Source organism: Planotetraspora sp. GP83, from assembly GCF_041262585.1.
Taxonomy (GTDB): Bacteria; Actinomycetota; Actinomycetes; order Streptosporangiales; family Streptosporangiaceae; genus JAOEGB01.
In genome coordinates this window covers 15,308-39,481 of the sequence record NZ_JBGCBZ010000027.1, presented here as the reverse complement: position 1 = coordinate 39,481, position 24,174 = coordinate 15,308, and the positions used below count along the sequence as shown (strand labels likewise).

Sequence of the window (24,174 nt, the reverse complement as noted above, 5' to 3'; positions counted from 1 at the left end):
TGCCGATTCGGCGCGGGCGATGCGGATCGGGGCGGCTTGGCATATGACGGCGGTGCTACCGAGGGCCTCGAAGAGGCGGCTGAACGTGCTGCCCGCCGAGGTGACGAGTTTCGTCGGACGTCGGCACGAACTGGCCGAGGTCAAGCGTCTGCTGGCCGCCTCCCGCCTGGTGACACTGACCGGTGTCGGCGGGGTCGGCAAGACCCGCCTGGCGCTCCGGGTCGCGGCCGAGGTGCGGCGGATCTTCCCCGACGGGGTCTGGCTGGTCGAGCTCGCCGAGCTGGAGAACCCCAAGCTGCTCGCCCAGACCGTCGCCGAGACCCTGGAGATCCGGGACTACTACTCCCGGTCCCCGCTGGAGGCGCTCGCCGACTACCTGAACGACAGGCACGCGCTGATCGTGCTGGACAACTGCGAGCATCTCCTCATCGAGTGCGCGATGTTCACGGATGAGCTCGTGCATGCCGTGCCGCACCTGCGGATACTGGCCACGAGCAGGCAGGCGCTCGGCATCTCCAGCGAGCAGACGCTGAGCCTCGCGCCGCTGTCGCTTCCGACCCAGTACCTCTCGCTCGTCTCGGCCGAGTCGCTGGTGGAGTGCGACGCGGTGCGGCTGTTCACGGACCGGGCCGTGGCCGTGGTGCCGGACTTCGCCGTCACGGACGCGAACCGGGAGGCGGTGGCGGCGGTCTGTCGCCGCCTCGACGGCATCCCCCTCGCGATCGAGCTGGCGGCCGTACGGCTGCGCGTGCTGTCGGTCGAGCAGTTGCTGCGACGGCTGGAAGACCGGTTCCGCCTGCTCACGGCCGGATCTCGGGCCGCGCTCCCGCGCCAGCGGACGCTGCGGGCGCTGATCGACTGGAGCTACGAGCTGTGCACGGAAAGGGAGCGGCTGCTGTGGCAGCGGGTGTCGGTGTTCGCGGGCGGCCTCGATCTCGACGCCGCCGAGAACGTCTGCGCCGGGGACGGCATCGCCGTACAGTCCGTCCTCGACCTGGTGACCGGGCTGGTGGAGAAGTCGGTCCTGGCCAGGGAGGACCAGCCGGGGACGGTCCGCTACCGGCTCCTGGAGACGATCCGGCAGTACGGCAAGGAACGGCTCGCCGCCTCCGGGCAGGAGGCCGTGATGCAGCGGCGGCACCGCGACTACTACCGCCTGCTGTCGGCCGAGGCGCACGCGGAGCTGTTCGGCCCGAAGCAGGTGGCCTGGTTCTCCCGCCTCCAGCGGGAACACGCCAACCTCCGCACGGCCCTGGAGTACTGCTTCAGCGAGCCCGGGGAGGCCGGTGCCGGGCTGACCATGGCCGTGGACCTGCGTTACCACTGGATCACCGGCTTCTACCTCGGTGAGGGCCGTCGCTGGATAGATCTGGGTCTGACCATGGAGACGGAGCCGACCGAGGTCAGGGGCCGGGCGTTGTGGGCCGGAGCGTGGCTCTCCCTCATTCAGGGCGACTGCGGCAAGGCCGCCGCGATGCTCGAGGAGAGCGGGACCGTCGCGGACCGGCTCCGGAATGACGCCATGCGGGCCTACGTCGCGCTTTACTCGGGAATGGTCGCCATGTGCCGTGGTGATCCCGAGTCGGCCACCAGGCTCTACCGGGAGGCGGCCGACGGCCACCGTGCCCACGGGAACCCGGTCGGCCTGGCCCTCGCGCTCATCCGGCTGTCCCTGGCGTACTCCTATCGGGGTGAGGTCGCTCAGGCCATCGCGGCCGCCGAGGAGTCGCTGGCCGTCTGCGAGGCCTATGGGGAGGGCTGGCACCAGGCGTACACCAAGATGGCGCTCGGCATCGGGCTTTGGAAGGTCGGCGACTCGGCGCGGGCGGCCGAGCTGGAGAAGGCCAGCCTGCGGTTCAACCGTTCGCTCGACGACCCGCTGGGGGCCGGGGTCAACCTGGAGGTGCTGGCCTGGATCGCCGCGTGTGAGAAGCGCTACGAGAGGGCGGCCCGGCTTCTGGGGATCCTGGAGACGGTCTGGAGGGCGGTCGGCGCCCCGCTGTCCGGATTCGGGCATCTGGTCTGCTACCACAAAGAATGCGAGTCGAGAGTCCTGGAGGCTCTTGGAGAGCAGGCCTTCCGGGCCGCGGTCAAGCGCGGGGCCCGCCTGCCGTACGACGACGCGGTGGCCTACGCGCTGCAGGACGAGGCTCCCAGTGCCGCGCCGCGGGACACGTCGGCCGGTCGCCTGGCTCCCCTGACCCGCCGGGAGACGGAGATCGCCACGCTGGTCGCGCAGGGGTTGAGCAACAAGGACATCGCGGCGGCGCTGGTGATCTCACAGCGCACCGCGGAGGGACACATCGAGCACATCCTCAACAAGCTGGGCTTCAATTCCCGGGCGCAGGTCGCCGCCTGGCTCAGCGAGCGCACCCGCTCCACGTGAGTGTCACAAAGAGTCACGATAAAGGCCACGAAGAGTAACGGTGCGGGTCCCGGATCGGGTCACGGGTCAGGTGAGGTCAGTACGGCAGTGGCCAGCCGGCCGGGGTACGCGTGTCAGGGTGAGCCGGTTCGGGGACGGGGCCGGGGGCTGGTGACGCGGATCTGACGCATTGCCGGTGCTCCTAGTCGGCGGGCAGCTCGAACCACATGACCTTGCCGTTGATGGTGCGGGCGGCGCCCCAGCAGCAGGCCAGCGTGTCGAGGAGGCACAGCCCGCGGCCGCCCTCGTCGTCATCGTGGGCGTTGTACAGGCGGGGCAGCACGGTCCCGCCGTCCTCGACCTCGCAGCGAAGCATGCCCTCCATGAGGGACAGACTCAGCCGGACCGGCCCGCGCGCGTGGCAGAGGGCGTTGGTCACCAGCTCGCTGACGAGGAGCTCGGCGACGTCGGTCGCCTTCTCCATCCCCCAGCCGGACAGCCGCTCGCGGGTCAGGCGCCGGGCTCTGGCGACCGAACGCAGGCTGGTCGGCAGGCGCCAGGTCCACACCTGGATGCCGGGACCCTCGGTGAGCCGGACCATCATCGTGCCCAGCCGGCGGCGCACGGCCTTCCATCGGCCGGACGCCGGCCACGACGGCTGTTCAAGCGGGAGGGAGCGGGACATGATCATCTGGCTCATGCCGCACACCCCACGTTTCCACGGTGGGCCGGGATGCTGCTTCCGTCAGGCAGCAGCTCACCGGTGTCCTCGAAGAGCACCACGCCGTTGCAGAGAAGTCCCCATCCCTGCTCCGGGTGGAAAGCGACAAGGCAGGCCGCTTCGCGATCGGAAGCGGTCGCGGGCGGGCACGGAGGCTGGTGCTGGCACATTGTTTCGTTCCTTTGGTCCTCGCCGGGTGTCATGGGGTTTTCTTGGTAACACCGTCATCATGTCGTCTCCGACCCCTGACGCAGCACGGGGAAAACCCCCGTATCGGTACCCATTTCGCATATACGTAGGTAGTGGGTAGGCCAGCGGGCGGGGGCTGAGGTAGATCCCTACTCCCGCGACCGCGGGATCCGCCGGATGCGCCAAGGACAGGGGACCGTTCTGTACGGCGGGCCGCGGCTGCTTCGGCGTCCGGGGCGTGGTGAGCCTGGCCGGTCTCCCCGCGAGGCTGACGGCGGACCTGGGCCGGAAGACGGTCTCCTCCTCGCGCCTGGCGGCGGCCAGGTGCCCAGCTACGCCGTCGACCTGCTGTCGCACTTCATGTCGCCCTTCAAGGGGGCCGACCTGGAGGTCTCCGCCGCCGCCCCCGGACCCTGCTGACTAGAGCCGACGGCATGAGCCCGAAGATCGCGACCGCTGACACCTGGCTCAGTCAGTGGCGACGATCTCCAGCCAGACGTCGGCGTGGCACAGCTGGTCCGGCGCGCACCAGCAGGCCAGGTCCTTCCCGGCCAGCTCCCGCCTGGCCCGCTCGACCAGCTCGGGATGGTCGTCCAGATAGGCCTCGAACATCCGCAGGGCTCCGGCCCGGCCGTACTCCTTGACCGGGAAGGGATTCCGGTACGGGCTGGCCTTCATCCCCGGGGCGGCGCGGCCCACGTAGATCGCGCCCTCCGGGACGCGCCCGTGGTAGAGATCTCCCTCGACCTTCACTCGGCGCGGCATGGCTCAGTCATCCTCCTCGGCGCCGGGCCCGGGGAGGCGGTGCACCGGGGCCGGCATCCGGGAGCCGGGTCCCTTCACGCTCTGCCAGATGGCCTCGTTGAAGGTCACCTCGTCGATCCGATCCTCGTGGGTCAGGTTCTGCTTCGCCGAGACGCCCGCCATCGGCGCGTCCGCCGGGTTCTTCTCGTCGAACGGCTGGGCGGGCAGCAGCGCGTCGTACGGCCGGGCGTCGGGCCGGCCGGTGAACGACGCGGTCATGGGGGTGGCATAGGCGTCGAACTGGGTCATCGGCCGGATCCCGGCGATCAGCTCGATGGTGTGCAACATCGACACCGTGCTGTAGAAGGTCGAGTCGACCCGTCCCATCTGGCTGTACGGGCTCACGACCAGGGCCACGGTCCGGTGGGCGTCGATGTGGTCGGGGCCGTTCTGGGCGTCGTCCTCCACCACGAAGATCGCCGTTTCGGCCCAGTATCGGGAGTGCGACACCGCCTCCACCAGTTGGCCGACGGCGTAGTCGTTGTCGGCGACGCACGCCTCCGGCGTCGGCGCGCCGGGGCGCGTGGCCGCCGTGTGATCGTTGCCGAGCCGGACGAGCTCGACGTCCGGGAGGTTCCCGTTCTCCTCGTAGGCGCGGAACTCCCTGAGCCACTCGCACATGCGGCCCGTCCCCGCTTCGCAGTGATCGGGCTTCTTCATGTCGAACCCCGCGAAGGCCGGGTCGGTGTTGCCCGCCAGGTCGGGATCGATCGGGTCGGTCACGCCCTTGCTGGAGGTGTAGAAGCCGTAGTTCCGGTAGGACACGCCGGCGTCGGAGAGCCGGTTCCAGATATAGGCGTCCCGATAGTCCCGGTTGGGAGCCGTCGCCGGGTTGCCCCCCTCCCAGTCGTAGGGATGGTTCCGTTCCGAGTAGCCCGCCGGCCACGTCTGCTCGGTGTAGGCGTTGGAATTCGCCGCCGTCGACCAGTTCCAGCCCTGGGCGCTGATCTCCGCGTCGGCGTAGAAGTTGTCGAGCGTCACGAACCGGCGGGCCAGCTCGCGGGTGTTCGGGGCGGACGACTCCCCGAAGAGGTTGAGGCCGGGATCGCCGTTCCCCTTGCCCAGGCTCCCCAGGACCTGGTCATAGGTGCGGTTCTCCCGGACGACGTAGATGACGTGCTTGATCGGCGTCGGCCCTCCGGGGTGAAGGGGGATGACGGCGCTGGGAGCGGAGGCGCGCGTTCTCCCGCTGTCCGACCTCCCGTTGCCGGAGCTCCCGTTGTTGGCGGCGACCTGCCGTGACCACGCGGCGAGCCGGGCCGGGTCCGTCACTCCGGGGATGAGCGACAGCGTTCCCTTGATCATCGATCCGATGTACTGGTCAGGAGAGGTCGAGGCGTGGGGATCCGGGTGCCCGGGGCCGTCGTTCGGCCCGGCCCCGAGCCCCTTGGCGTTGGTGACGAGCAGCCGGTCGCCGATGACCTGGATCGACGTGGGATACCAACCTGTGGGGATGAGGCCGAGCACCCGGCCCTGCCGTACGTCGATCACGGCCACGTCGTTGTTGCCCGAGTTGGCGACGTAGAGCATCCGCTCGTCGCCGGAGAGGGCGACGGCGACCGGATTACCGCCGATCTCGGCCCCACGGTGAGGCCGGACGTCGATTCGGCTCTCCATCTGGTTCTTCACCGTGTCGATCACGTCGACCTCGTCGCTGTCGGCCGCCGCGACGTAGAGCCGCTCCCCGGACCGGTCGAGCACGGCCTTGTTCGGATGCGTGCCGACCTGGACGGTGGCCGTCACGACCGGTCCGCCCGGTCCGCCCTGGCCTACGTCGACCACGCTGACCGTCGTGTCGCCCTGGTTGGTAACGTACGCCGTGGCGCCGTCCCTCGACAGCGTGACGCCGTAGGGGTTGTGCCCCACAGCCGTCGATGTGACGGAGCCGGTCGCGACGTCGATGACGGAGAAGGCGTCCGCGAGCTGGTCCGCGACGTAGAGCGTTGTGCCGTCGGGCGAGACGGCCAGCCCGGCCGGGAACATGTTGATCTTCTTTCCGGCCGGGCTCCGGGCGGGCAGCTCCAGGGAATCCGTCTCCGTGAGCCGCCCCGCCGACACGGTGAACACGCGGATCTTGTTGTTGCCCCCGGCGCTGGCGTACGCGCGGGTGCCGTCAGGGCTCCAGGCCACGCCCACGTACAGCGCTTCGGGCGTGTCGTACGACAGGGTCTGCGTGACCTTGCTCGTCGCGGTGTCGATGAGCTGGAGCGACTGGGCGCCCTGGCCGTTGTTGGTCACCAGCAGGGTGGAGCCGTCGGGCGAGAGCGCCGAGGCGAGCGGCAGCACGTCCAGGCCGACCTGGACGCCCGCCGGGGTGACGCGGAAGCCGACGGGGGTGACGGCGGTGCCGTCGCCCTGCGGACCCACGTTCCCGCTCACGACGCCGTACGCGACGCCGCCGCCGACCAGCATGACGGCGGCCGCGACCAGGGTGATGAGCCGTTGCCTGGCACTCTTCATGGGTGGTCCCTCCTGACCACCGCCGGACGCTACACGCCCGGAGCCGCCGCGTACTCCCAGTTAAACCAAAGCTGACCTGGAGCGGATACTCGGGGGCGTACTCGGGGGCATCGTGTGGTGGGAGGGACCTCCAACGGGGTGACGCTGGGAGGCCGGTGCCGACGTCAGGGGCTGACGTAGGTCGGCAGGTTCGCCGCCACGATGTGCTCGTGGAAGGTGAAGACCTCGGGGTCCTTCGGGTCGATCTCCGCGCTCACCCAGTGGTTCTGCGCGCTCCCGAAGGTCTGCACCCGCGTGACGTTCTGGATGACCTGGTTCTTCGCGTCGGTCAGCGGCTTGTCGACCTTGAAGACGTGCGTGTCGCCGTTGACCAGCAGGACCTGCCCGGGGAAGGCGATGGAGAGCTGGGCCAGCTTGCGCTTGGTGTCCGCGAAGTGAGCGGTCGGCTCGTCGGTCCACATGTCGGCCTGGAGGACGACCACGACCGCCTTCGACCCGGCCTCGCGGGCGGCGGCGAAGCCGCGGTCGAGCCACTCCAGGTTGGCCGCGTTGCGCGCGGTGTACTCCGCCTGGTCGCCGTCGATCTGCTTGCCGCTCGCGTCGAACTGCGGAGCGTTGTTGTCGCTGCCCGGGATGTTGAGGCCGACGTAGGTGACCGCGCCGTACTGCCATCGCACGTTCTCGGGATAGGCGGGGGTCTGGCGCTCCAGCTTCAGCGTCCGCTGGCCGAGCGAGTCGGGGGTTGCGGCGAACGTACGGCGGATGAGGGCGAGGCGCTCGTTCGGGTCGTAGCTCCCGTTGCTCGGCCGGTCGCAGTCGGTCCACTCGTTGTCGCCGGGGACGTAGACGAGCGGTCGGCGGAAGGAAGCGAAGTTCTTCACGGCCAGGTCGTACTGCGGTTGGTCACAGCGCTCGCTGCCGTTCTTGATGTCGCCGTCGAACACGGTGAACGCCAGGCGGTGGTTCGCGTTGATTTCGTCGATCACCCGGGGGAACTGAACTCGCCCGGTGTCGCCGTACGGCGCGTCTCCGATGAGCGCGATCTCGTAGGCGCGGTTCGACCCCTCGTGGTCGTCACCCCGCTTCGAGTCGCCACTGGCGTTGGCGGTGAGCGTCCCGCCCAGCATCACCAACGCGCCCACGGCCGCTACAGCCAATGTTCTGCGCATTCCAGCCCTCCCAGAACTCACGCGACGGACGGCTGAATCCCAGTGCCTCCGCATGGCAGTTCGACGACGCGGTGCGACACTTCCGGTGAACGACTGGCGAATCTCCGCTGTAGACAAGTGAACGGGCTGAGGGCTGTCCCCTGTGGATTGTGGTTGGCGACGTTTGACTCTCGGGAATACTCCAAGTGGGTGTGCCGCGCATCCGATGCGGGGAGGGGGGCCTGCGCGCGGCATCCGACCAACGCCAGCAACCGGGTCGCGGGGGTTCGAATGCCGGTTGGAGCTCTATTTCGCGCATGGCCGCCGGAGAGTCCGATCAACCGACGTCACCGGCTTTGCCCTGCTTCTAACCGTGTGCCCGCCGACCATCAGGACACGCAAAGGGGACAGACGCCATGAACAATCGTCTTCTCGCTCTATCGGTCGCGGCGGTCGCCGTATCGTTCACGACGGCATACGGCGCCGGCACCTACAGCAGTGGAGCCGGCGCGGCCGTCGCCCGGGCGACGGTCAGTCCCGCGCCCGAAGTCACTCCAACCGCTGAAGAGTCTCCGACAGGTGCGGCGTCGCCCGAGACCAGCCCCACGGCCACGGCGTCGGAGTCCGCGTCGCCCGTCGGGCCGGGGTGCGCCGCCTTGCCGTCCTCGGGTCCGGGCAGCCCGGCCGAGCTGGCGAACGAGCCGGTGGGCACCGCCCTCTCGCACATTCCGACCCTGTCCACTCTGGCCACCGCGGCGCAGAAGGCGGGTGTGGTGCAGACGCTGAACTCCGCGGAGGACATCACGGTCTTCGCGCCCAGCAACGACGCCTTCAACAAGATTCCCAAGAATCAGCTCGACAAGATCCTGGCCGACAGGCAGGCTCTGAGCACCATCCTGGCCAATCATGTGGTCAAGGGCCGGAAGACGCCGGCCGACCTGGAGCACGGCAGCTTCACCACTCTGCAGGGCGGCACGATCACCACGAGCCGCTCAGGTGAGACCTTCAAGGTCAACGACGCCACCGTGGTCTGCGGAGGGCTGCGCACCCGCAACGCCACCGTCTACATCGTCGACACCGTCCTGAAGCCCACGGCGGGGACGCCGTCGCCGACATCGTCGCCGACGCCGTCCTGAAGCCTAAGCCGAGGGCGGACGATGGGGGCGTGAGCCGCACACGCGGCTTACGCCCCTTCGTATGTCGCCCGCGGCCGGTACGGCTAACGTGGCTGGTATCGGCGGAAAGCCGGGACGGAAAGACCGACGACGAGCACGGTGAGGGCGCAGAGAAGGCCGCCGCCGACCCACGCGGGCACCAGGCCGAACGCCGCGGCCGTCGCTCCCGCTCTGATGTCGCCCAGCCTCGGGCCGCCCGCCACCACGACGAAGAAGACACCCTGGAGACGCCCCCGCATGTCGTCGGGGGCGTACGTCTGGAGGATCGTCTGCCGCCACACGGCCGAGATGAGGTCGGTGAAGCCGCCCGCCGCGAGCAGGGCGACGACGAGCCAGAGTTGTGACGCCAGCCCGGCCGCGGCCACCGTGAGCCCCCACAGCGCGATCACGAAGATCAGCGCCATGCCCTGCCTGCGGACCCGGCCCACCCACCCGGAGAACACGCCCCCGATGACCGCTCCGAGCGCCACACTCGCGGACAGCCAGCCGAAGGCCACGGCCGAGCCGCCGAAACGGGTGGCGGTGAGCTCGGGATAGAGAGCGCGCGGCAGCGCGAAAGCCATGGCGATGATGTCCACGACGAACGACATCAGCACGATCGGGCTGGCGATAATGTAGCGCAACCCGTCGGCCACCGCCCGGAGGCCCGGCGCGGCGGCCTCGCCGAGCGGTTCGAGCCGCGGCAGCCGTACGGCGGCGTAGAGGCTGGCGCTGAACAGGACGGCGTCGATGAGGTAGGCCATGCCGTACCCGCCGCCGGCGAGCACGACGCCGCCCAGCAGCGGGCCGAGGACGGCGCCCAGACTGCTCAGAGTGAAGTTGAGCGTGTTGGCCGACGGCACCAGGTGCGCCGGGACCAGCCTCGGGATGATGGCGTTGCGGGTGGGCGACGCGATCGCGACCCCGGTGGACTGTACGGCCACGGCGGCGATGAGCAGCCAGACGTTGTCGAGGAACACCGCGTTGAGCAGCAGCGTCAGCGTTGCGCTCCAGCTGATGAGCGAGCTGGTGAGGAGCAGCTTGCGGCGGTCCACGGCGTCGGCGATCGCGCCGCCCCACAGGCCGAAGACGATCAGGGGCACGAGCGCGACCGGTCCGAGGAGCCCGACCCACAGCGACGACTGGGTCAGCGCGTACACCTGGGCGCTGACCGCGACGGCGGTGAGCTGGTAGCCGATGAACGAGAGCGTCTGGCCGAACAGGAGCCGCCGATAGTGGGGGGTCGCCAGTGGCCGGGTGTCCATGGCATGCCGACGGACGAACTCTCGAACGCTCTCAGTCACGCCGAATACCATTCCATACCGGTCCAACCGGGATTTCGGGGCACTGCTGCTCTCAATTGGCGCAGGTCCGGACATAAGTCGGGAATGTAATGGGGGTAACGGACGGTTGCATACTCCCGGGACGGGGCCTGCCTCCAGGGCCGTCCGGCCCTCGACCGCAAGCCTTCGGCAGCACGCCCTACGGCCGGCGTTCGGCAGGCATTCGGCAGCACGCCTTCGAGAACACAGGGAGCTTCTCCGACGTGACCACGGTAACGACCCCGAAGGGCATCGGTCTCAGGTCGGAGCGCGGTCCGGTGCTGGCCGCCATCATGCTCTGCACCGGCCTGGTGGCACTGGACAGCACGATCATCGCCACGGCGGTGCCGTCCGTCGTCCGGGACTTGGGCGGCTTCTCCCAGTTCCCCTGGCTGTTCTCGATCTACCTGCTCACGCAGGCGGTGACGGTGCCGCTGTACGGCAAGCTCGCCGACATCTTCGGGCGTAAGCCGGTCATGTTCTTCGGCATCGCCGTGTTCCTCGCCGGGTCGGTGCTGTGCGGCGTGGCCTGGAGCATGCCGGCGCTCATCGCGTTCCGCGCGCTGCAGGGCATCGGGGCCGGGGCCGTCCAGCCCATGAGCATCACGATGGTCGGCGACCTCTACTCGGTCGAGGAGCGGGCGCGGGTGCAGGGCTACGTGGCCAGCGTGTGGGGGGTCGCCGCCGTGGTGGGGCCCGCCCTCGGCGGCCTCTTCTCGGAGTACCTCTCGTGGCGCTGGATCTTCTTCATCAACCTGCCGCTCGGGGCCGTCGCCGCCTGGACGCTCGCCCGGCGTTTCAGGGAGCGGGTGACGCGGAGCTCGCCCCGGATCGACTACGTCGGTGCGGCGCTGCTCACCGCCGGCTCCTCCCTGCTCATCCTCGGCCTGCTCGAAGGCGGGGTGGCGTGGAGCTGGGCATCGGTTCCCAGCCTGCTCATCTTCGCGGCGGGGCTCGTCATGGTCGCCGCGTTCGTCGTCGTGGAGCGCAGGGCGGCCGAGCCCATCCTGCCGCTGTGGGTGTTCCGCCACCGCACGCTGACGGGCGGCAACTTCGTGGGCTTCGGCGTGGGCGCGCTCATGATCGGCCTCAGCTCGTACGTGCCGACCTTCGTGGAGGGCGTCCTCGGCACGGGCGCCCTGGTCGCCGGCTTCGCCCTGGCGGCGCTCACCATCGGGTGGCCCCTCGCGGCGACCTTCTCGGGCCGCCTTTACATGCGCATCGGCTTCCGGGACACGGCCGTCATCGGCAGCGCCCTCGTCGTGGTGGGCGCCGTCCTCGGGGCGCTGCTCACCCGGCACACGCACGTGTGGACGGTCGCGGCGGCATGCTTCGTCGTCGGCGTCGGCCTGGGGCTCTCCTCCAGCCCCACCATGGTCGCCATCCAGTCCGTCGTCGGATGGGAGCGCCGGGGCGTCGTCACCGCGACCAACATGTTCTCCCGCTCGATCGGCAGCGCGGTCGGGGCGGCGATCTTCGGAGCGATCTCCAACGCCACATTGGCCGACAGCTTCGCCCACCCGCCGGCCTCGCTGGCCGGCCGGCTGCCCGACAGCGTCGACGCCACCAGCCTCGTGCTCGGCGCTAAGGGCTCGGCCGCGCAGTCGCCCACGGCGTCCTTCATCCGTGCGGCGCTCTACGAGGCGAGCCACCATGTCTTCCAGGCGCTCGTCGTGGTGGCGGTGCTCATCGTGGCCGCGATCCTCTTCATGCCACGGCGCACCGCGCAGCTCACCACCTAGTGGCTCGTCACGCAACCTTGGCCGGGTAACTGGTCCGGCTCCTGATCGGTCAGCTGGCGGCGAAGTTGGTCTTTGGCTGGGCTTGGGCGTTGCGCCGGCGCACGTAGGCGCCGACCGCCGCGTTCTGCTCCGTCCGAGGTTCAGTGACGGGCCACTAGTACATGCTCGCCCAGATGACCTTTCCGCCCTGGATCACGATGTTGACCCGCTTGCTACGGCAATCGTCCGTGCCGGCGAGGCACTTGCCGTTCTCGCCCAGGACGCGGACCTTGTGCCCGGCATTCGACGATGTCACGCTCCGGGGGAGTCGGCGATGTCGTTCGCGGCCACATAGCCGAAGGTCATGGCCGGGCCGATGGTGGAGCCGGCGCCCGCGTAGCTGTGGCCCATGACCGCGCCGCTGGCGTTCCCCGCCGCGTACAGCCCCGGGATGACCGAGCCGTCCCCTCGCAGCACGCGCGCCCGAGCGTCCGTGCGCATCCCGCCCTTCGTGCCCAGATCGCCGGGAACGATCTTGAACGCGTAGAAGGGCGGCAGCAACAGCGGGGCGAGGCAGGAGTTCGGCATGACGGCCGGGTCGGTGTAGTAGTGGTCGTACGCGCTGTCACCGCGGTGGAAGTCGAGGTCCTTGCCGGTCAGCGCGAAGCCGTTGAAGCGTCTCACGGTGCCGCGCAGGGCCGCAGGGGGAACGCCGATCTTCGCCGCCAGCCCCTCGATCGTCCAGTCCTTGTAGACGGCTCCGCTCTGGTACCACGCGTCGGGCAGCGGCAGTGTGGGGGCCACATCCCTGAAGAGATAGCGATTGCGGTAGTTCTGGTCGACGACCAGCCATGCCGGTATGTCCGGCGCGGTCGTGTTGCCGTCGTACATCACATGCACCACGTCGCTGTACGGCGCGGCCTCGTTGACGAACCGGACGCCGTCGCCGTTGACCATGATGCCGCCGGGCAGAGTGCGTTCGGCCAGGCAGAAGTACGGCTCGTCCGGCAGCGGGATCGCCGGCCCCCACCACGCGTCGTCCATGAGATCCAGCGCCGCCCCGGCCCGCCGGCCCGCCTGGATGCCGTCGCCGGTGTTCTCCTTGGCGCCGACCGTCCAATCGGTGCCGACGGGCTGCCGCTGGAATTCCGTACGCATGCTGAGGTTGTGCTCGAAGCCGCCGGAGCCGATGATCACTCCGCGGGTGGCGTTGACCAGCGTCTGCGTGCCGTTCCGCACGACGACGACCCCGGTGACGCGGCCGCTGCCGTCGAATCGCAGGTCGACGAACGGCGTGTTCAGCCATACCGGGACGTTGGCGGACAGCAGCCCGGCGCGCAGCCCGCCGGCGAGGGCCTGACCCATCGTGAGGGGTTTCTCCCCGTGCAGCACGGCCGTCGTATATCTGCTGACGCCCTCCAGGGAGACCGCCAGGCCCTTGGCGTTGACCGCGGCGAGGGTGACCCACTTGTAGTCCGCGCTGAAGACCACCGTCCCGGCCGGAGTGGGGATGTACGACGGGTTCAGATGAGCCAGCTCGGCGCCGAGGACAGTGCCGTCGAGCTGGTCGGGCTCGATGGACCGCCCCTTCGGCATGCCGCCGGGCAGGTCGGGATAGTAGTCGGAGTAGCCCTCCATCCACCGGAACCGGAGCGGGCTGGTCCTCATGACGAAGGAGATCATGGCGGGGCCGTTGGCGAGGAAGGCCGCCTGCCGGCCGGCGGGCACCGTGCTACCCACGACGCTCGCGAGGTAGGCCGCCGCCTTGGTGGGGGTGTCGGGGACGCCGGCGGCCAGGATGACCTCGTTGCACGGGATCCAGATCCCGGCTCCCGACCGGGCCGCCGAACCGCCGAAGGTGGGCGCCTTCTCGATCACCACGGTCCGCAGTCCTCGCTTTGCGGCCGTGAGCGCTGCCGTCATCCCCGCGGCGCCGGAACCGACCACCACGACGTCGTACTCCGCCACGGTGGCGTACGCGGCGGACGCGACGCGGTCCAGCAGACCGGAGCCGAGCATGACACCGGCTCCGGCGGTGACGGCGCCTTGCAGCACCTGCCTCCGGCTGTGGCCGCGCGGCTGAGGCCGATCGGCGGCGGACGCGTTCTGATGTGCGGGCACGGCGAGTTCCCTTCGACGAGAGGCTTGCGACGGCACCTCGCGCCTGGTACCCGCGCAGAGCATGCGCTTGGTAGGTAAAAGTGTCAACGGCATCCGCGCCGCGGGCGGCTGTCAGAAGTACTTCGAGGTGAGGTCGGTGGTCGGCCAGGTGGTGACCTTCCCGATGGCCTCGTTCATGCGGGGGCTCAGCACGTCGTAGTCGGGAGTGCCGCTCTCCTCACGCCGGATGAAGAGCGCGGCGTAGGTGACGCCGTTCTGGATCCTCGCCAGACCTGTCACGTTCCTGGACAGGCCGGCGTACAACTCCCAAGGAGATCGCGCCGTACGCCCAAGCCGGCATCGGCCTGCTGCCCGGCGTCATCGCCGAGTTCGCGGAGCGGATCGACGAGGGCAGGCACTCCGGCGACCGATCCAGCATCGCCTCGGCCGCGGCGGGAATGGAACACATCATCCACGTCGCTCAGGCCCGCGGCCTGGACGTCGGCGTCCTGAGCGCCGCCAGAGCCGTCACACAGCGGGCGATCGACGCAGGGTACGGCTCCGACGGCTTCTCCCGGCTGACCCAGATCCTCCGTACGGCGACGGGGGACTGACGCGCTGCCTGGCGTTGTGGTCGCGGACCCGCGTTAACGTGGTCTCATGGGCCTCTGTAGCGCGAGGTACGCGATCGGGGGGCGGTGACGATGCCCAGTGCCCGAGAGCTCAAAGACGCGCTTTTCGACGCGATGAACCACCACGACGTAGAGCGAGCCCTTCGGTGCTACGGCTCAGAGGCCGTCTATGTCACCCCGGCGGGCATAGCCGAAGGGCGTGAGCAGATCGCCTGGCACTTCGAACAATGGTTCACGGCCTTCCCGGATCTCTGCATCACCGCGTGGTACAAGGACGCCTGTGACGACCCGGCCGTCACCGAATACACGATCACCGGCACCCATACAGGGCCTTTCCTGCTGCCCAATGGTCTCGCCGCGGAGGGAACCGGCCGTCACATCGCCATCCGCGGCGCCTGCGCGTGCTCCACAGAGGACGGGTTGATCATTACCGATCGGGACTACTACGACCAACTGGAGCTGTACAGCCAGCTCGGCTTCTCATTGAGAGCCAGTTACCCGATCTCCTCCTTTCACGCGAGGGGGAGGCGAAGGACGAAGCGGGCGCCGATCGGGTGGTCGGCGGCGTACAGGTCACCGCCGTAGGCGTGGGCGATCTCGCGTGCGATGGGCAGACCGAGTCCGGAGCCGCCGGGATCCAGGCGGCGGGCGGCGTCCAGGCGGCACAGGCGTTCGAAGACTCTTTCGCGATCGGCCGGGGCGATGCCCGGTCCGTCGTCGATGACTTCCAGGATCGCATCGGGCGGGTCGGCGGTGAGGACGATTTCGATCTTGGTAGTGGTGTGCCGTTCGGCATTGGACAGCAGGTTGCCCAGAAGCCGGGCCAGCCGGATCCGGGAGGCGCGCACCATCACCCGCTCATCGAGCCGGGTGTGTACGGCGGCGGCCGAGGTCCGGCGTTCGAGTTCGTCCAAGACGAGGTGGGTCACATCGACCGGTTCGGCGGCGGCGCGCGCCCCGTTGTCCAGTCGGGCGAGTTCCAGCAGATCCGCCACGATGTCGTTGAGCCGCTCAGCGTTTCTCAGCAACTTGCGAAGGATCTGCTCCAGATCGATGTCGGGTTCCGAGAGTGCCGTCTCCAGCTCGGTCAGCAGCCCGGTGATCGGGTTGCGCAGGTCGTGGGAGACGTCGAAGACCAACCGCCGCTGCCGTTCGATGGCCTCCCGCAGCGCCGCTGTGGTCTTGCGTTGTTGTCTGTGTGTCCGCTTAAGCCGTTCGTTGAGGTCGAGGAGCTCGCGGGCGCGGACGTAGACATCGGCCTCGACCACCTGCAGTTCAGCCCGCGCGCCGGTGACATCGCGTTCGCGGGGCCGCCTCAGCCGCTGGAGGAAGCCGGTGACCTCTTCTACACGGTGAAGGATCAGTCTCACCTCACCGTCCTCGCCGAGGACGGGCGCGTTGACCACAGTCCAGTACCGCTTCTCGAACCCCCCTGGTCCACCGTTCGCCTCGACGTCGTACCTGAGCAGCGAAACGATGTCCTGCTCGCCAGTGGCCGCCACCCGTTGCAGCGAAGCACGCAGGGCCTCCGCCCCCTGCCCGTCGGGATCGTGGTGAGCGTCTGGATTGCGGGGGAAGGCGGCGAAGATGTCCCGGCCCAGCAGGTCTGCCTCGGTCCGGCCGGTCACCTCCAGATAGGAGTCGTTGACCGCCGCGATGATGAGGTCTCGCGTCAGCACCGTCAATGGGGCATGTGTGGCCTTGAACACCGCCTCGTAGTCGATCTCCGAGTCCTTCACCGGCGCTCACCGCTCCACACGTACATATGCCCAGGTTAGGTGAGGTATCAGTCCCGGGCCACCGTGCGTCGCCGGCCGCGCGGCCGACAGCCCCGGCAGCTTCACCGAATCACGCAGCAAATCATCGCGGACGCGACAAGGGCGAACAGGTTCGTGGACAGCGAAAAGGAGTTCGTCGGCCTGGTGAACGACGCGCTCAGAACGGCGAGGGTGGACCCGGTGTCCCCGCATCGCCATCTTGTCGACACCGTCATCTGACCGCCCCCCGCACCTCCTCGGAGGTGCGGGGGGCTCTTCGGTTCAGAACGGCCAGTCGCCGTCCCGTCCCTTCTCCAACAGGGGGATCATCCGGAACGCCGCATCCGTGAGCCCACCGAACGTGTGCCGGCTCCCGTTGCCGGACGGGGTCGCAGCGAGCTTGTAGCCGCCGAAGTTCCACATGTACAGCGGCACATGCTTCGGGATCAGGTCGTCGATCCGCATCTCCGGCCCGCCGCCGTATGCCTGCCCGTTGGAAGGCAGCCAGCCGGGCCGGGTCTGCTCGTCGGTGACGATGACGATCCGGTCCTGCCCACGGAAGTGCGCGCGCACCGCCGATGGGATGTCGGTCCCGTCCAACTGGTGGAATCGCTCCAGGATCTTCAGCAGCGACTCGCTCTTGCCGTACTTGACAGGCCTGTTCTTGATGCCGAACTCGACAAGGTCCGCCTGCTCCGCCCGTACGGCGACCGCCGTGCCGAAGATCGCGGCAGCGTCGGCCCACGGCATGCCGGAACGCGGGGAGAACTTCTGCGCCCACATCGACGGCGACCGGTCCACCAGCACCAGCGTCCGCCCCGGCAGGGCCGGCACGTTGGCCAGGGAGTGGCCGAGCGCCTGCTCCAGCGGGTAGGCCCACCGCAGCGACGGCACCGCACGGTAGGCCGACAGGAACCGGAACGGAAACTGCCGCGACCGGGCGACCTGCTCAGGGTCAGCGAGCCGGGCCGCGACCCGGGCGGCGACCTCGTCCGGGACTCCAGCCTGGTCGAAGTTGCGGACATTCCGCAGCAAAGCCATGTATCCCATGGACGGGATCACCGCAGTCCACGCCTGCGCGTCCATCGGCCCCTGCAGCCAACCCGCGAGTGCCTCCCACGTCATGCCCGCCGACTGGAGGCGCTCCCAGTCGCCGAGCGTCGCGCGCCGCTCGGCGACGGGCAGGTTGAGCAGTTCGGCGCGGTCGCGAAGCATGCGCAGCGTCTCCGGGATCGGCTTGTCCCGGTTGTGGCGCCGGTCGAGGGCGTGCTCGAACAGATCGCCCTGCCACGGCTTACCCGGGTCCGGGGTGGGGTGGACCAGGTCGATGACGTCGCCGAACCGGTAGCCCTTGGAGTCGCTGTCGTACTTGGCGAGGTTGCGCTCGGTGTAGAGCCGCTGGACAGCGTCGGCGATGCCACGCTTGATCGGCTTGGGGATCGCCCGGCCGTAGCGGTACGTCCAGTAGGCGAGGGCCTCGCCAGGCTCGTCGGCGCGCCGCAGCACGCTGTTGACCAACTGCCTGTTGTGACCCTGCTCGCCGGCGGCCAGACGCGCCTTGACCGCCTCCAGCGCGGCGACGATCGGGGCGGACCGCATGTTCGCCTCGCCGCGCAGCCATGGCAGCAACCGCGCGAGCCACTCCACATCCTCGACGGCGACCTGGTGGACGAGGTCGCGGAAGCGGTCGTCGCGCTCGCTCTTCCCCTCATAGAAGGTGTCCTCGCCGACCATGTTGGAGATCGCGAGGAGGAAGAGCTCACCCTTGGCGTCCCGCGCGTAGCCGGCCGCGCCCTCATGCGTGCGGCCGCTCGGTGTGGCCTCGCTCCTGACCGGGCTGGAGACGGCCGGGCGGGTGGTGGTCCGGTTGAACTTCGCCATGGGAACGGGCCCCTTCCGTGGTGGGAGGAGCCCGCATTCAGAGGTTCGTGCCCGAGATCGAATCGGCGAAGGTACGTAGGCGCTCTGCCGAACTGAGCTACGGAAACCCGAAGTCTCCGACTGGACTCGAACCAGCGACCACCCCGTTAATAGCGGAAGTAACCCTCGTCTGCGCACCGGGCACGCTCTGAAGTTGGTTTCCTCCCGAGATCAAGGTCGGCGGCAGTGTGCGGGTATTGAGCCCGCCACCCACGCGGGGTGTTCGCCAAGAAGTAATCAATCAGGACGTGCCGCCGAAGTCGACGTCCTTGGTCTCGACCGTCCCGGCCGTCCGCCCCGGTGCCGTCTGGTAGGTCCAGTACAGGTTCGTGTGCCTAATGACCTGGTCCGGCGGGGGCGCCCCCCATGCCGTCTGGTCTTCCGTCGTGTGGGCGTCGCTGACAAGGGTCGCGTCGTACCCCCTGACGAGCGCGCCGTGGAGCGTCGAGCGGATGCACGCGTCGGTCTGTGCGCCGACGACGACGAGTCGCCCGACTCCGAGGCCCGACAGCACGGTCTCGAGGGTGGTGTCCTCGAAGGAATCGCCATAGTTCTTCTCGACGAGAGGTTCGGCGTCGCCCGGAGTCAGCTCGGGGACGATCCGCCAGTCGTCGCTCCCCCTCGCGAGCTGCTCGTCGGAGTGCTGGACCCATACAACGGGGACCCGCTCGCGCCGCGCCTTCTCGACAAGGCTGCCGACGTTCGCGACGACCGTGTCGCGCTCATGGGCCCCCTCGACGACGCCGTTCTGCACATCGACGATGAGGAGTGCGGTGTTCGGCCTGTTCTCCAGTGTGCTCATCGTGTCCCTTACTCACCCTGGGCTCCTGTGTCCACCCACGGTAAACCTGCCCACCGACAACGAGGCCGACGGTGACGTGCCCCAAGGTTCGTGGAGGCGTCGATTGGCTGAAGACCGTCGTGGTGAGCGTCGGCTTCTGTCGTGGAGGACGGCAGGTCGGCGGCGAAGACGTCGTGGAACCTGGGGCGGCTGACAGCCCCCGGGCGTTGTTGAGCCCTGCACAGGTGACGGCGGTGGTCTCGGTGTAGGTGGCATACCGACTCACCCAGAACTCCGGGAGCCGGATGCAGGCTTCGCCTCGTCCGCGTTGGCGCTCTCGCGGCCGGGGTTCAGGAGGCGTCGGCTTGGCCGTCGTCCAGTACGGGATTGGCGGCGTTCGGGGGCAGGACCGGACCCGGTCCGTGGTTGACGATGTTCCCGAACATCACGCCCTGAGCAACTGTTCCCTGGCCGCGAGCGGTGATCTTCTGTACGGTCTGGGCTGCCGTCTCGGCCTGGGCGGACTCGTTTTCTGGAGGCTCGGCTCGGAGGCTTCGGGCCGCGATGAACAGACCGGCGAGCCCGACGAATAGGCCGATGATACTGGCGGTCTTGTCCGCGGAGTCCAGTCCGACGACTCCGAGATAGACCGCCAGTGCGATGAGCGCGCCCACGCCGCTTACTAGGCCCGCCCATACCGTCGCTCGTCTCGACATAGCGACATCTTGGGCATGAAGGCACATGAATGTAAATCACTCGGAGGAGTTTGGGCCTACGCGCTTCCGTCATCCGTATTTAAGCTTCGGAGTAGGTTCTCTGAATGGAGCGCGTCAGCATGTCGGTCGGCGGTCCGGGTGACCGGCGTAAGGACACGCCCGAGCAACCAGCGGTTCATCAGCAGGTACTGGCCCTCGGAGGTTTCGCCATCGGCGTGGGCCACGGTGACCTCCATGTCTTCGGCGACGGCCGTCCTCTCTACACGCTCGAAATCGCCCGTGACAGGCCCACGCCGCCCAGGTCCTGGCTGCGAGAGTTGCCGAGCCGACTGCTGGACCCTCACCACAGCATCGTCCCGTTCGAGGGTCGGCAAGAGGAACTGGGCTTCTTCGACGCCTGGCGTCGTGCCCCCGATCGGTTGTCGGTCGTGTTCCTCCATGGCGCGGTGGGGCAGGGCAAGACCCGGCTGGCGATGAGAGTGGCCGCGGAGTTCCAGGCTCACGGTTGGAAGGTGGTTCTTGCTCGCCACGGTGGTGACACCATCACCGCGCCTGACAGCTCGCAAGATCTTTCCGGAACCGTGTCTGGACTTCTGCTGGTGGCGGACTATGCCGATAGGTGGCCATATGCGCACCTGTCTTGGCTCTTGCGCAACAGGCTCCTCCACTCAGCCGTGCCCACGCGGGTCCTGCTGGTCGCCCGTTCCGTGGTCGGGTGGCCGGCGATTCAGCACGACCTTGAGGAGGTTTACGCGGCGACGGGAGACCTCGCACTCGGCCCACTGGCCAGCACGCTGGAGGACCGTCGCTCAATCTTCAACTCGGCCGTCTTGAGTTTCGCCGAGGTACTGAGAACATCACCGCCGGACCTCTCGCGGGTGGACCTGACAGATCCCGCTTTCGCCTCCGTGCTCTCCCTGCACATGGCCGCCCTCGTCTCGGTGGACGCTCGACTGCCCCTCGGGGAGCACCTCACGTCAGACCGGCTCTCCGCGTATCTGCTGCGCAGAGAGAAGGCGCACTGGGCGCGTCTGCACAGCCGTTCATCAGAAAGCGGAGAATTCTCCACGGACCCTTCTGATCTCGCGAAGGTCGCGTTCATCGCTACCCTGCGTGGCACGCAACCCGAGTCGACGGCCGTGCCCCTGATCTCCTCCTACCTGCCGTATTGTGATCCGTCCATTCTGGACGATCACGCGATCTGCTACCCGCCGTCGGCGGCAGGCACTTACCTGGAGCCCCTCATTCCGGACCGCCTGGCCGAAGACTACGTCGCACTTACGCTTCCGGGGCACTCTGTTACCGGCTACGCCGCAGACCTATGGGCAGGAGACACTGTCTCGCCGATCGTTCGGTCCTCTGGCGTTCCTGATTTCTCCCATGGACACCGTCCGCTGATCTATCTCCTGGCCGCTGCCCAACGCTGGACACATGTCGCGGCCAGATGGCTGATCCCCTTGGTGCGTGAAGAGCCTGCACTACTTGCGGACGCTGGAAGTGCGGCCCTGGCCGCGTTCGCCGACGTCGCGTCAGGAGAGTCGGAGGTGCTGGAGTCCGTGCTGAGCGCTGTGCCCTCCGAACGCCATGACCTCTTTCCCGCCATCGCTGTCCTCGTTGAGCGGCTGACGCCGTCCCGCCTGGCCGTAGCGAGCGACTCGGGCGAGGAGGCCGAGGTGCTGCTGCTGCTCGGGCATGCGCTGGGTAGGGCAGGCCGCGATCTCGACGCGCTGATGCCACTCAAAGGGGCTGTGGAGCGCCTCCATGCGCTGGTTTACGGGGGCGTGGCCGGTTACGACGAGACCTACGCAGAATGCATGCTGACCTTGACGACGGCAATGAGCAATCTGGGCCGATTCCCCTCCGCGGTCCAGTCTTCGATCGAGGCGGTGGGGGTTCTGGGGCGATTGGCGGAAAAGGATCCCTACCTCTATCTCAGGCATCTGGCGTCGGCGCTTGTCAGCGCGGCTTCGGCTCTCTCCAAGGTCGGCGACAAAGATAGAGCCGTGACATGCGCCGAAGAGGCCCTCACCTATCTCGAACTCTACGCTGACAGCGAGCCGGGGATCGTCGCTCAGCGCGCGGAGACGCTAAGCGACCTGGCAACCAGTTATCTCGGTGTTGGCCGGGCGCTTGACGCTGAGGAGACGGCGTCCAGGGCGGTTGCACTGGCGCAATCGCTGGCGGCCGGGGAACCGACGGACACCGCGATCCAGGTCTCCATTGCTCAAACCCTCAATGTGCAGGCAGCCGCGCTGTTCGCAGTCGGCCGCTACCGTGAAGCCTCAGACCGCGCGGCCGAGTCGGTAGCGATCAGACGTGATCTCGTCCAGGTGAACGAGCGGGTCTACATGTCACAGTTGGCCAATGCCCTCAGCGGTCTAGGGAACTATCTTGACTTCGCAGGCGACCCCGCAGGGGCACTGGCCGTAACGCAGGAAGCGTTTGCGATCTACCAGCAGATCGCGCCGTTGAACCCCCAACTGCTGGTTCCGGCCTTGGCGAGAGTTAGAGGCGAGCTGGCCAGGAGGCTACTGGAGCTGGATGACCTGGACAGCAGCCTTGAGCATGCGGCCGTGGCCGTCAGGATGTCCGAGAGGCTCGCGGACTTGGACCGTGGGTCCGCCGATGCGCAGCCTCGCGCGTGGACCACCCTGGGGAGCGTCCATCTCCGTGCGGGGCGGTTCCGCAACGCCCTGGCTGCCCTGGAAGCTGCCAAGACGCAGTTCGCGCGCCTAGCCGAGGCAGAGCCGGCCGTCTATGGAGTGGATTACGCGCTGAGCTTTCTCAACATCGCCAACACCCACTATGCCGCGGGCGATAGAGACGCGGCTTGGGCCGCAGCGGAAGCGGCGGTGGAGCAGCTACGGACAGTCGAGAACCGCGTGCCCGGCGCCTACCGCTGGTTGCTGGCCAGGGCACTCAGTCTGCTTGCCGATCTGCGAGCGGGGGACGGCGACCCGCAGCCGATCATTGAGATCCTCGACGAAGTGATCCGTGCCATCCGGACCAGCGGTGCGGACGGCGCACAGCTCGCGCCCGACATCGCTCGTGCGCTGAGAACGCGGCATCAGCTCCTGAGCGAAACGAGCGACGTGGACGGTGCTGCGGAGGCGGAGTTGTTCACGGTCTTCGCCCAGCGCCCGCCTGCCTCCGACGACGCGGCCGCCTCCGCAAACGCCCTCGCTCTGGCGGAAGAGGCCATGGCCCGGGTGCGTCAGGGCGACATCACGGCGGCTTTGCGCATGTCGGCAGAGGCCGAGGATGCCTCGAGACAACTTGCTCAGGCCAACCCGCCCCATGTCCTCCCGGCATTCGCCAAAATTCTTTTTCTCTTCGCCTCGATCCGAGTCTTCGCCCTTGTGGACCTCGACGCCGCAGACCGTGCCAACCAGGAGGCGGGCGCCGTGTTCGAGCTCCTCGGTGAGTGGGGTCAGAACGGTTACGTCGAGGACCTTGACCGCTGCAAGGTCCAGACCTGGATCCTCGGACTACTGGCCGAAGGCCTAAGCCCAGCCGAGATCAGAGCCGAGGCTTCCACCGACGTGCTTGCCGCTCGCTGGTCCGCCGACCAGCTGCCGCCTGAGGCCTGAGAGGTAGCCCATGGGGCGAGATTGATCGAGGCTGGGGGCGCCAGTGGTCGTGAACCTCGCCGCGCGGGTCATACAGTGCTCGGGCCCTGGCGAACATCATCAAGGAGTGGATCGCCAACGGTGAGTGCCGGCATCGCCCCGCAAGGTCACCCGGCGAAGCCCTGCGAGCCGTCGATATTCACACGAGTGCTCCCACCAACGAGGCTTGCCAGGCAAGGCTACGTCGAACTCGACGGACATCGAACGCCTTCGGAGTGTCCAACCGGGCTCCGAGGCCACGTCCGCAGGACACCGGAACGTGTCTTCGAGGGTTGATGTTTGCCGCCCTTCGGCGTTCATTCCTGCCCGTATTTTGCTCACAAACGATCAAGGGCCGGTTCTCCATCTCTGGAGAACCGACCCTTGATCTGCAACTACTGGGGTCGGGGTGGCGGGATTTGAACCCACGGCCTCTTCGTCCCGAACCGCGAGTGACCCTTCAACAGAATGTATGTCACCGGTCACGATCCGTGTAAAATCCAGGTGAAAGCCCTAGTCTGAGTGTTGCTTGATTCTGCCCAGTGTTAGGTCGTGGTGCAGAGTCCACTAACGCAGCACTAACGGATGATCAAGGGGGTCCTCCTTGGGCTACTCCTTCAAGCGGATCGACTCGCGCGGCAGGGTCCGCTACACCGCCTGATACAAGGACATACGAGGGAATGTCGTCTCAGCAGGCACCTACTCCTCGAAGCGCGTAGCAGACAAAGCTTGGCAGCAGGCGGAAGCTCGGCTGGACCAGGGCAAGATCGGCCACC

The 24,174-nt window shown here is 68.2% G+C and carries 20 protein-coding genes; 7 read left to right on the top strand and 13 right to left on the bottom strand.

The window, feature by feature from the left end:
- Positions 1 to 43 precede the first annotated feature (43 nt).
- Positions 44 to 2,386 (top strand): LuxR C-terminal-related transcriptional regulator, encoded by a 2,343-nt coding sequence (locus tag ABH927_RS29360; protein ID WP_370026866.1) that lies wholly within the window; start codon positions 44 to 46, stop codon positions 2,384 to 2,386.
- 181 nt (positions 2,387 to 2,567) lie between these two features.
- Here ABH927_RS29360 and ABH927_RS29355 read toward each other — a convergent pair whose 3' ends face one another.
- Both ABH927_RS29355 and ABH927_RS29350 read right to left on the bottom strand, forming a co-directional pair.
- The gene (locus tag ABH927_RS29355) at positions 2,568 to 3,065 is read right to left on the bottom strand and encodes an ATP-binding protein (RefSeq protein WP_370026865.1); all 498 of its coding nucleotides are present in this window, start codon (positions 3,063 to 3,065) and stop codon (positions 2,568 to 2,570) included.
- The gene (locus ABH927_RS29350) at positions 3,062 to 3,256 is read right to left on the bottom strand and encodes a DUF5999 family protein (RefSeq protein ID WP_261585304.1); all 195 of its coding nucleotides are present in this window, start codon (positions 3,254 to 3,256) and stop codon (positions 3,062 to 3,064) included. The genes ABH927_RS29355 and ABH927_RS29350 overlap by 4 nt, the downstream gene beginning before the upstream one ends.
- A 196-nt stretch (positions 3,257 to 3,452) precedes the next feature.
- On the opposite strand from ABH927_RS29350, the gene ABH927_RS29345 reads away from it, so the two are divergent.
- A complete protein-coding gene (locus ABH927_RS29345) occupies positions 3,453 to 3,695 on the top strand; it encodes a hypothetical protein (RefSeq protein WP_370026863.1) in 243 nt (80 codons plus the stop codon).
- 48 nt (positions 3,696 to 3,743) lie between these two features.
- Here the strand turns inward: ABH927_RS29345 and ABH927_RS29340 are convergent, their stop codons facing one another.
- From ABH927_RS29340 to ABH927_RS29330, 3 genes are all read right to left on the bottom strand, one after another.
- Entirely contained in the window at positions 3,744 to 4,040 is a 297-nt protein-coding gene (locus ABH927_RS29340; RefSeq protein ID WP_370026862.1) for a DUF4326 domain-containing protein, read from the bottom strand.
- A gap of 3 nt (positions 4,041 to 4,043) precedes the next feature.
- On the bottom strand, positions 4,044 to 6,539 hold the full coding sequence (locus tag ABH927_RS29335; RefSeq protein ID WP_370026860.1) for a beta-propeller fold lactonase family protein: 2,496 nt from the start codon (positions 6,537 to 6,539) through the stop codon (positions 4,044 to 4,046).
- Between the two features lie 164 nt (positions 6,540 to 6,703).
- Positions 6,704 to 7,708: a hypothetical protein gene (locus ABH927_RS29330; RefSeq protein ID WP_370026858.1), complete on the bottom strand. Its 1,005-nt coding sequence runs from the start codon at positions 7,706 to 7,708 to the stop codon at positions 6,704 to 6,706.
- Positions 7,709 to 8,103: 395 nt separating this feature from the next.
- Between ABH927_RS29330 and ABH927_RS29325 the strand changes: the two genes are divergently transcribed.
- Entirely contained in the window at positions 8,104 to 8,823 is a 720-nt protein-coding gene (locus ABH927_RS29325; protein ID WP_370026856.1) for a fasciclin domain-containing protein, read from the top strand.
- Positions 8,824 to 8,906: 83 nt separating this feature from the next.
- On the opposite strand, the gene ABH927_RS29320 is transcribed toward ABH927_RS29325, so the two are convergent.
- Positions 8,907 to 10,145 carry an MFS transporter gene (locus ABH927_RS29320; RefSeq protein ID WP_370026854.1) on the bottom strand — a complete coding sequence of 413 codons (1,239 nt, stop codon included), beginning with the start codon at positions 10,143 to 10,145 and terminating at the stop codon, positions 8,907 to 8,909.
- A gap of 242 nt (positions 10,146 to 10,387) precedes the next feature.
- Here ABH927_RS29320 and ABH927_RS29315 point away from each other — a divergent pair, with 242 nt between their 5' ends.
- Positions 10,388 to 11,905: an MDR family MFS transporter gene (locus ABH927_RS29315; protein WP_370026853.1), complete on the top strand. Its 1,518-nt coding sequence runs from the start codon at positions 10,388 to 10,390 to the stop codon at positions 11,903 to 11,905.
- A 154-nt stretch (positions 11,906 to 12,059) separates the two neighbouring features.
- On the opposite strand, the gene ABH927_RS29310 is transcribed toward ABH927_RS29315, so the two are convergent.
- The 3 genes from ABH927_RS29310 to ABH927_RS29300 form a co-directional block, all read right to left on the bottom strand.
- Positions 12,060 to 12,200, bottom strand: coding sequence for a hypothetical protein (locus ABH927_RS29310; RefSeq protein ID WP_370026851.1), 141 nt, complete (start codon positions 12,198 to 12,200; stop codon positions 12,060 to 12,062).
- Complete coding sequence (gene kstD / locus ABH927_RS29305; protein WP_370026849.1) at positions 12,197 to 14,005, bottom strand: 3-oxosteroid 1-dehydrogenase; 1,809 nt, start codon at positions 14,003 to 14,005, stop codon at positions 12,197 to 12,199. Before kstD ends, ABH927_RS29310 begins: the two co-directional genes overlap by 4 nt.
- A gap of 111 nt (positions 14,006 to 14,116) precedes the next feature.
- Entirely contained in the window at positions 14,117 to 14,308 is a 192-nt protein-coding gene (locus ABH927_RS29300) for a hypothetical protein (RefSeq protein ID WP_370026848.1), read from the bottom strand.
- Between ABH927_RS29300 and ABH927_RS29295 the strand changes: the two genes are divergently transcribed.
- Together ABH927_RS29295 and ABH927_RS29290 are read left to right on the top strand one after the other, a co-directional pair.
- Positions 14,278 to 14,598 carry a hypothetical protein gene (locus ABH927_RS29295; RefSeq protein ID WP_370026946.1) on the top strand — a complete coding sequence of 107 codons (321 nt, stop codon included), beginning with the start codon at positions 14,278 to 14,280 and terminating at the stop codon, positions 14,596 to 14,598. The genes ABH927_RS29300 and ABH927_RS29295 overlap by 31 nt on opposite strands.
- 90 nt (positions 14,599 to 14,688) lie before the next feature.
- On the top strand, positions 14,689 to 15,201 hold the full coding sequence (locus ABH927_RS29290; RefSeq protein ID WP_370026944.1) for an ester cyclase: 513 nt from the start codon (positions 14,689 to 14,691) through the stop codon (positions 15,199 to 15,201).
- On the opposite strand, the gene ABH927_RS29285 is transcribed toward ABH927_RS29290, so the two are convergent.
- The 4 genes from ABH927_RS29285 to ABH927_RS29270 form a co-directional block, all read right to left on the bottom strand.
- Positions 15,129 to 16,355 carry an ATP-binding protein gene (locus ABH927_RS29285; RefSeq protein ID WP_370026847.1) on the bottom strand — a complete coding sequence of 409 codons (1,227 nt, stop codon included), beginning with the start codon at positions 16,353 to 16,355 and terminating at the stop codon, positions 15,129 to 15,131. The genes ABH927_RS29290 and ABH927_RS29285 overlap by 73 nt on opposite strands.
- A 300-nt stretch (positions 16,356 to 16,655) precedes the next feature.
- Positions 16,656 to 18,254, bottom strand: a complete 1,599-nt coding sequence (locus ABH927_RS29280; protein WP_370026845.1) for a TROVE domain-containing protein — start codon at positions 18,252 to 18,254, stop codon at positions 16,656 to 16,658.
- Positions 18,255 to 18,534: 280 nt separating this feature from the next.
- Positions 18,535 to 19,095 (bottom strand): isochorismatase family protein, encoded by a 561-nt coding sequence (locus ABH927_RS29275; protein WP_370026844.1) that lies wholly within the window; start codon positions 19,093 to 19,095, stop codon positions 18,535 to 18,537.
- A 329-nt stretch (positions 19,096 to 19,424) separates the two neighbouring features.
- Complete coding sequence (locus ABH927_RS29270; RefSeq protein ID WP_370026842.1) at positions 19,425 to 19,790, bottom strand: hypothetical protein; 366 nt, start codon at positions 19,788 to 19,790, stop codon at positions 19,425 to 19,427.
- Between the two features lie 104 nt (positions 19,791 to 19,894).
- Here ABH927_RS29270 and ABH927_RS29265 point away from each other — a divergent pair, with 104 nt between their 5' ends.
- Positions 19,895 to 23,380, top strand: a complete 3,486-nt coding sequence (locus ABH927_RS29265; protein ID WP_370026840.1) for a hypothetical protein — start codon at positions 19,895 to 19,897, stop codon at positions 23,378 to 23,380.
- Positions 23,381 to 24,174 lie beyond the last annotated feature (794 nt).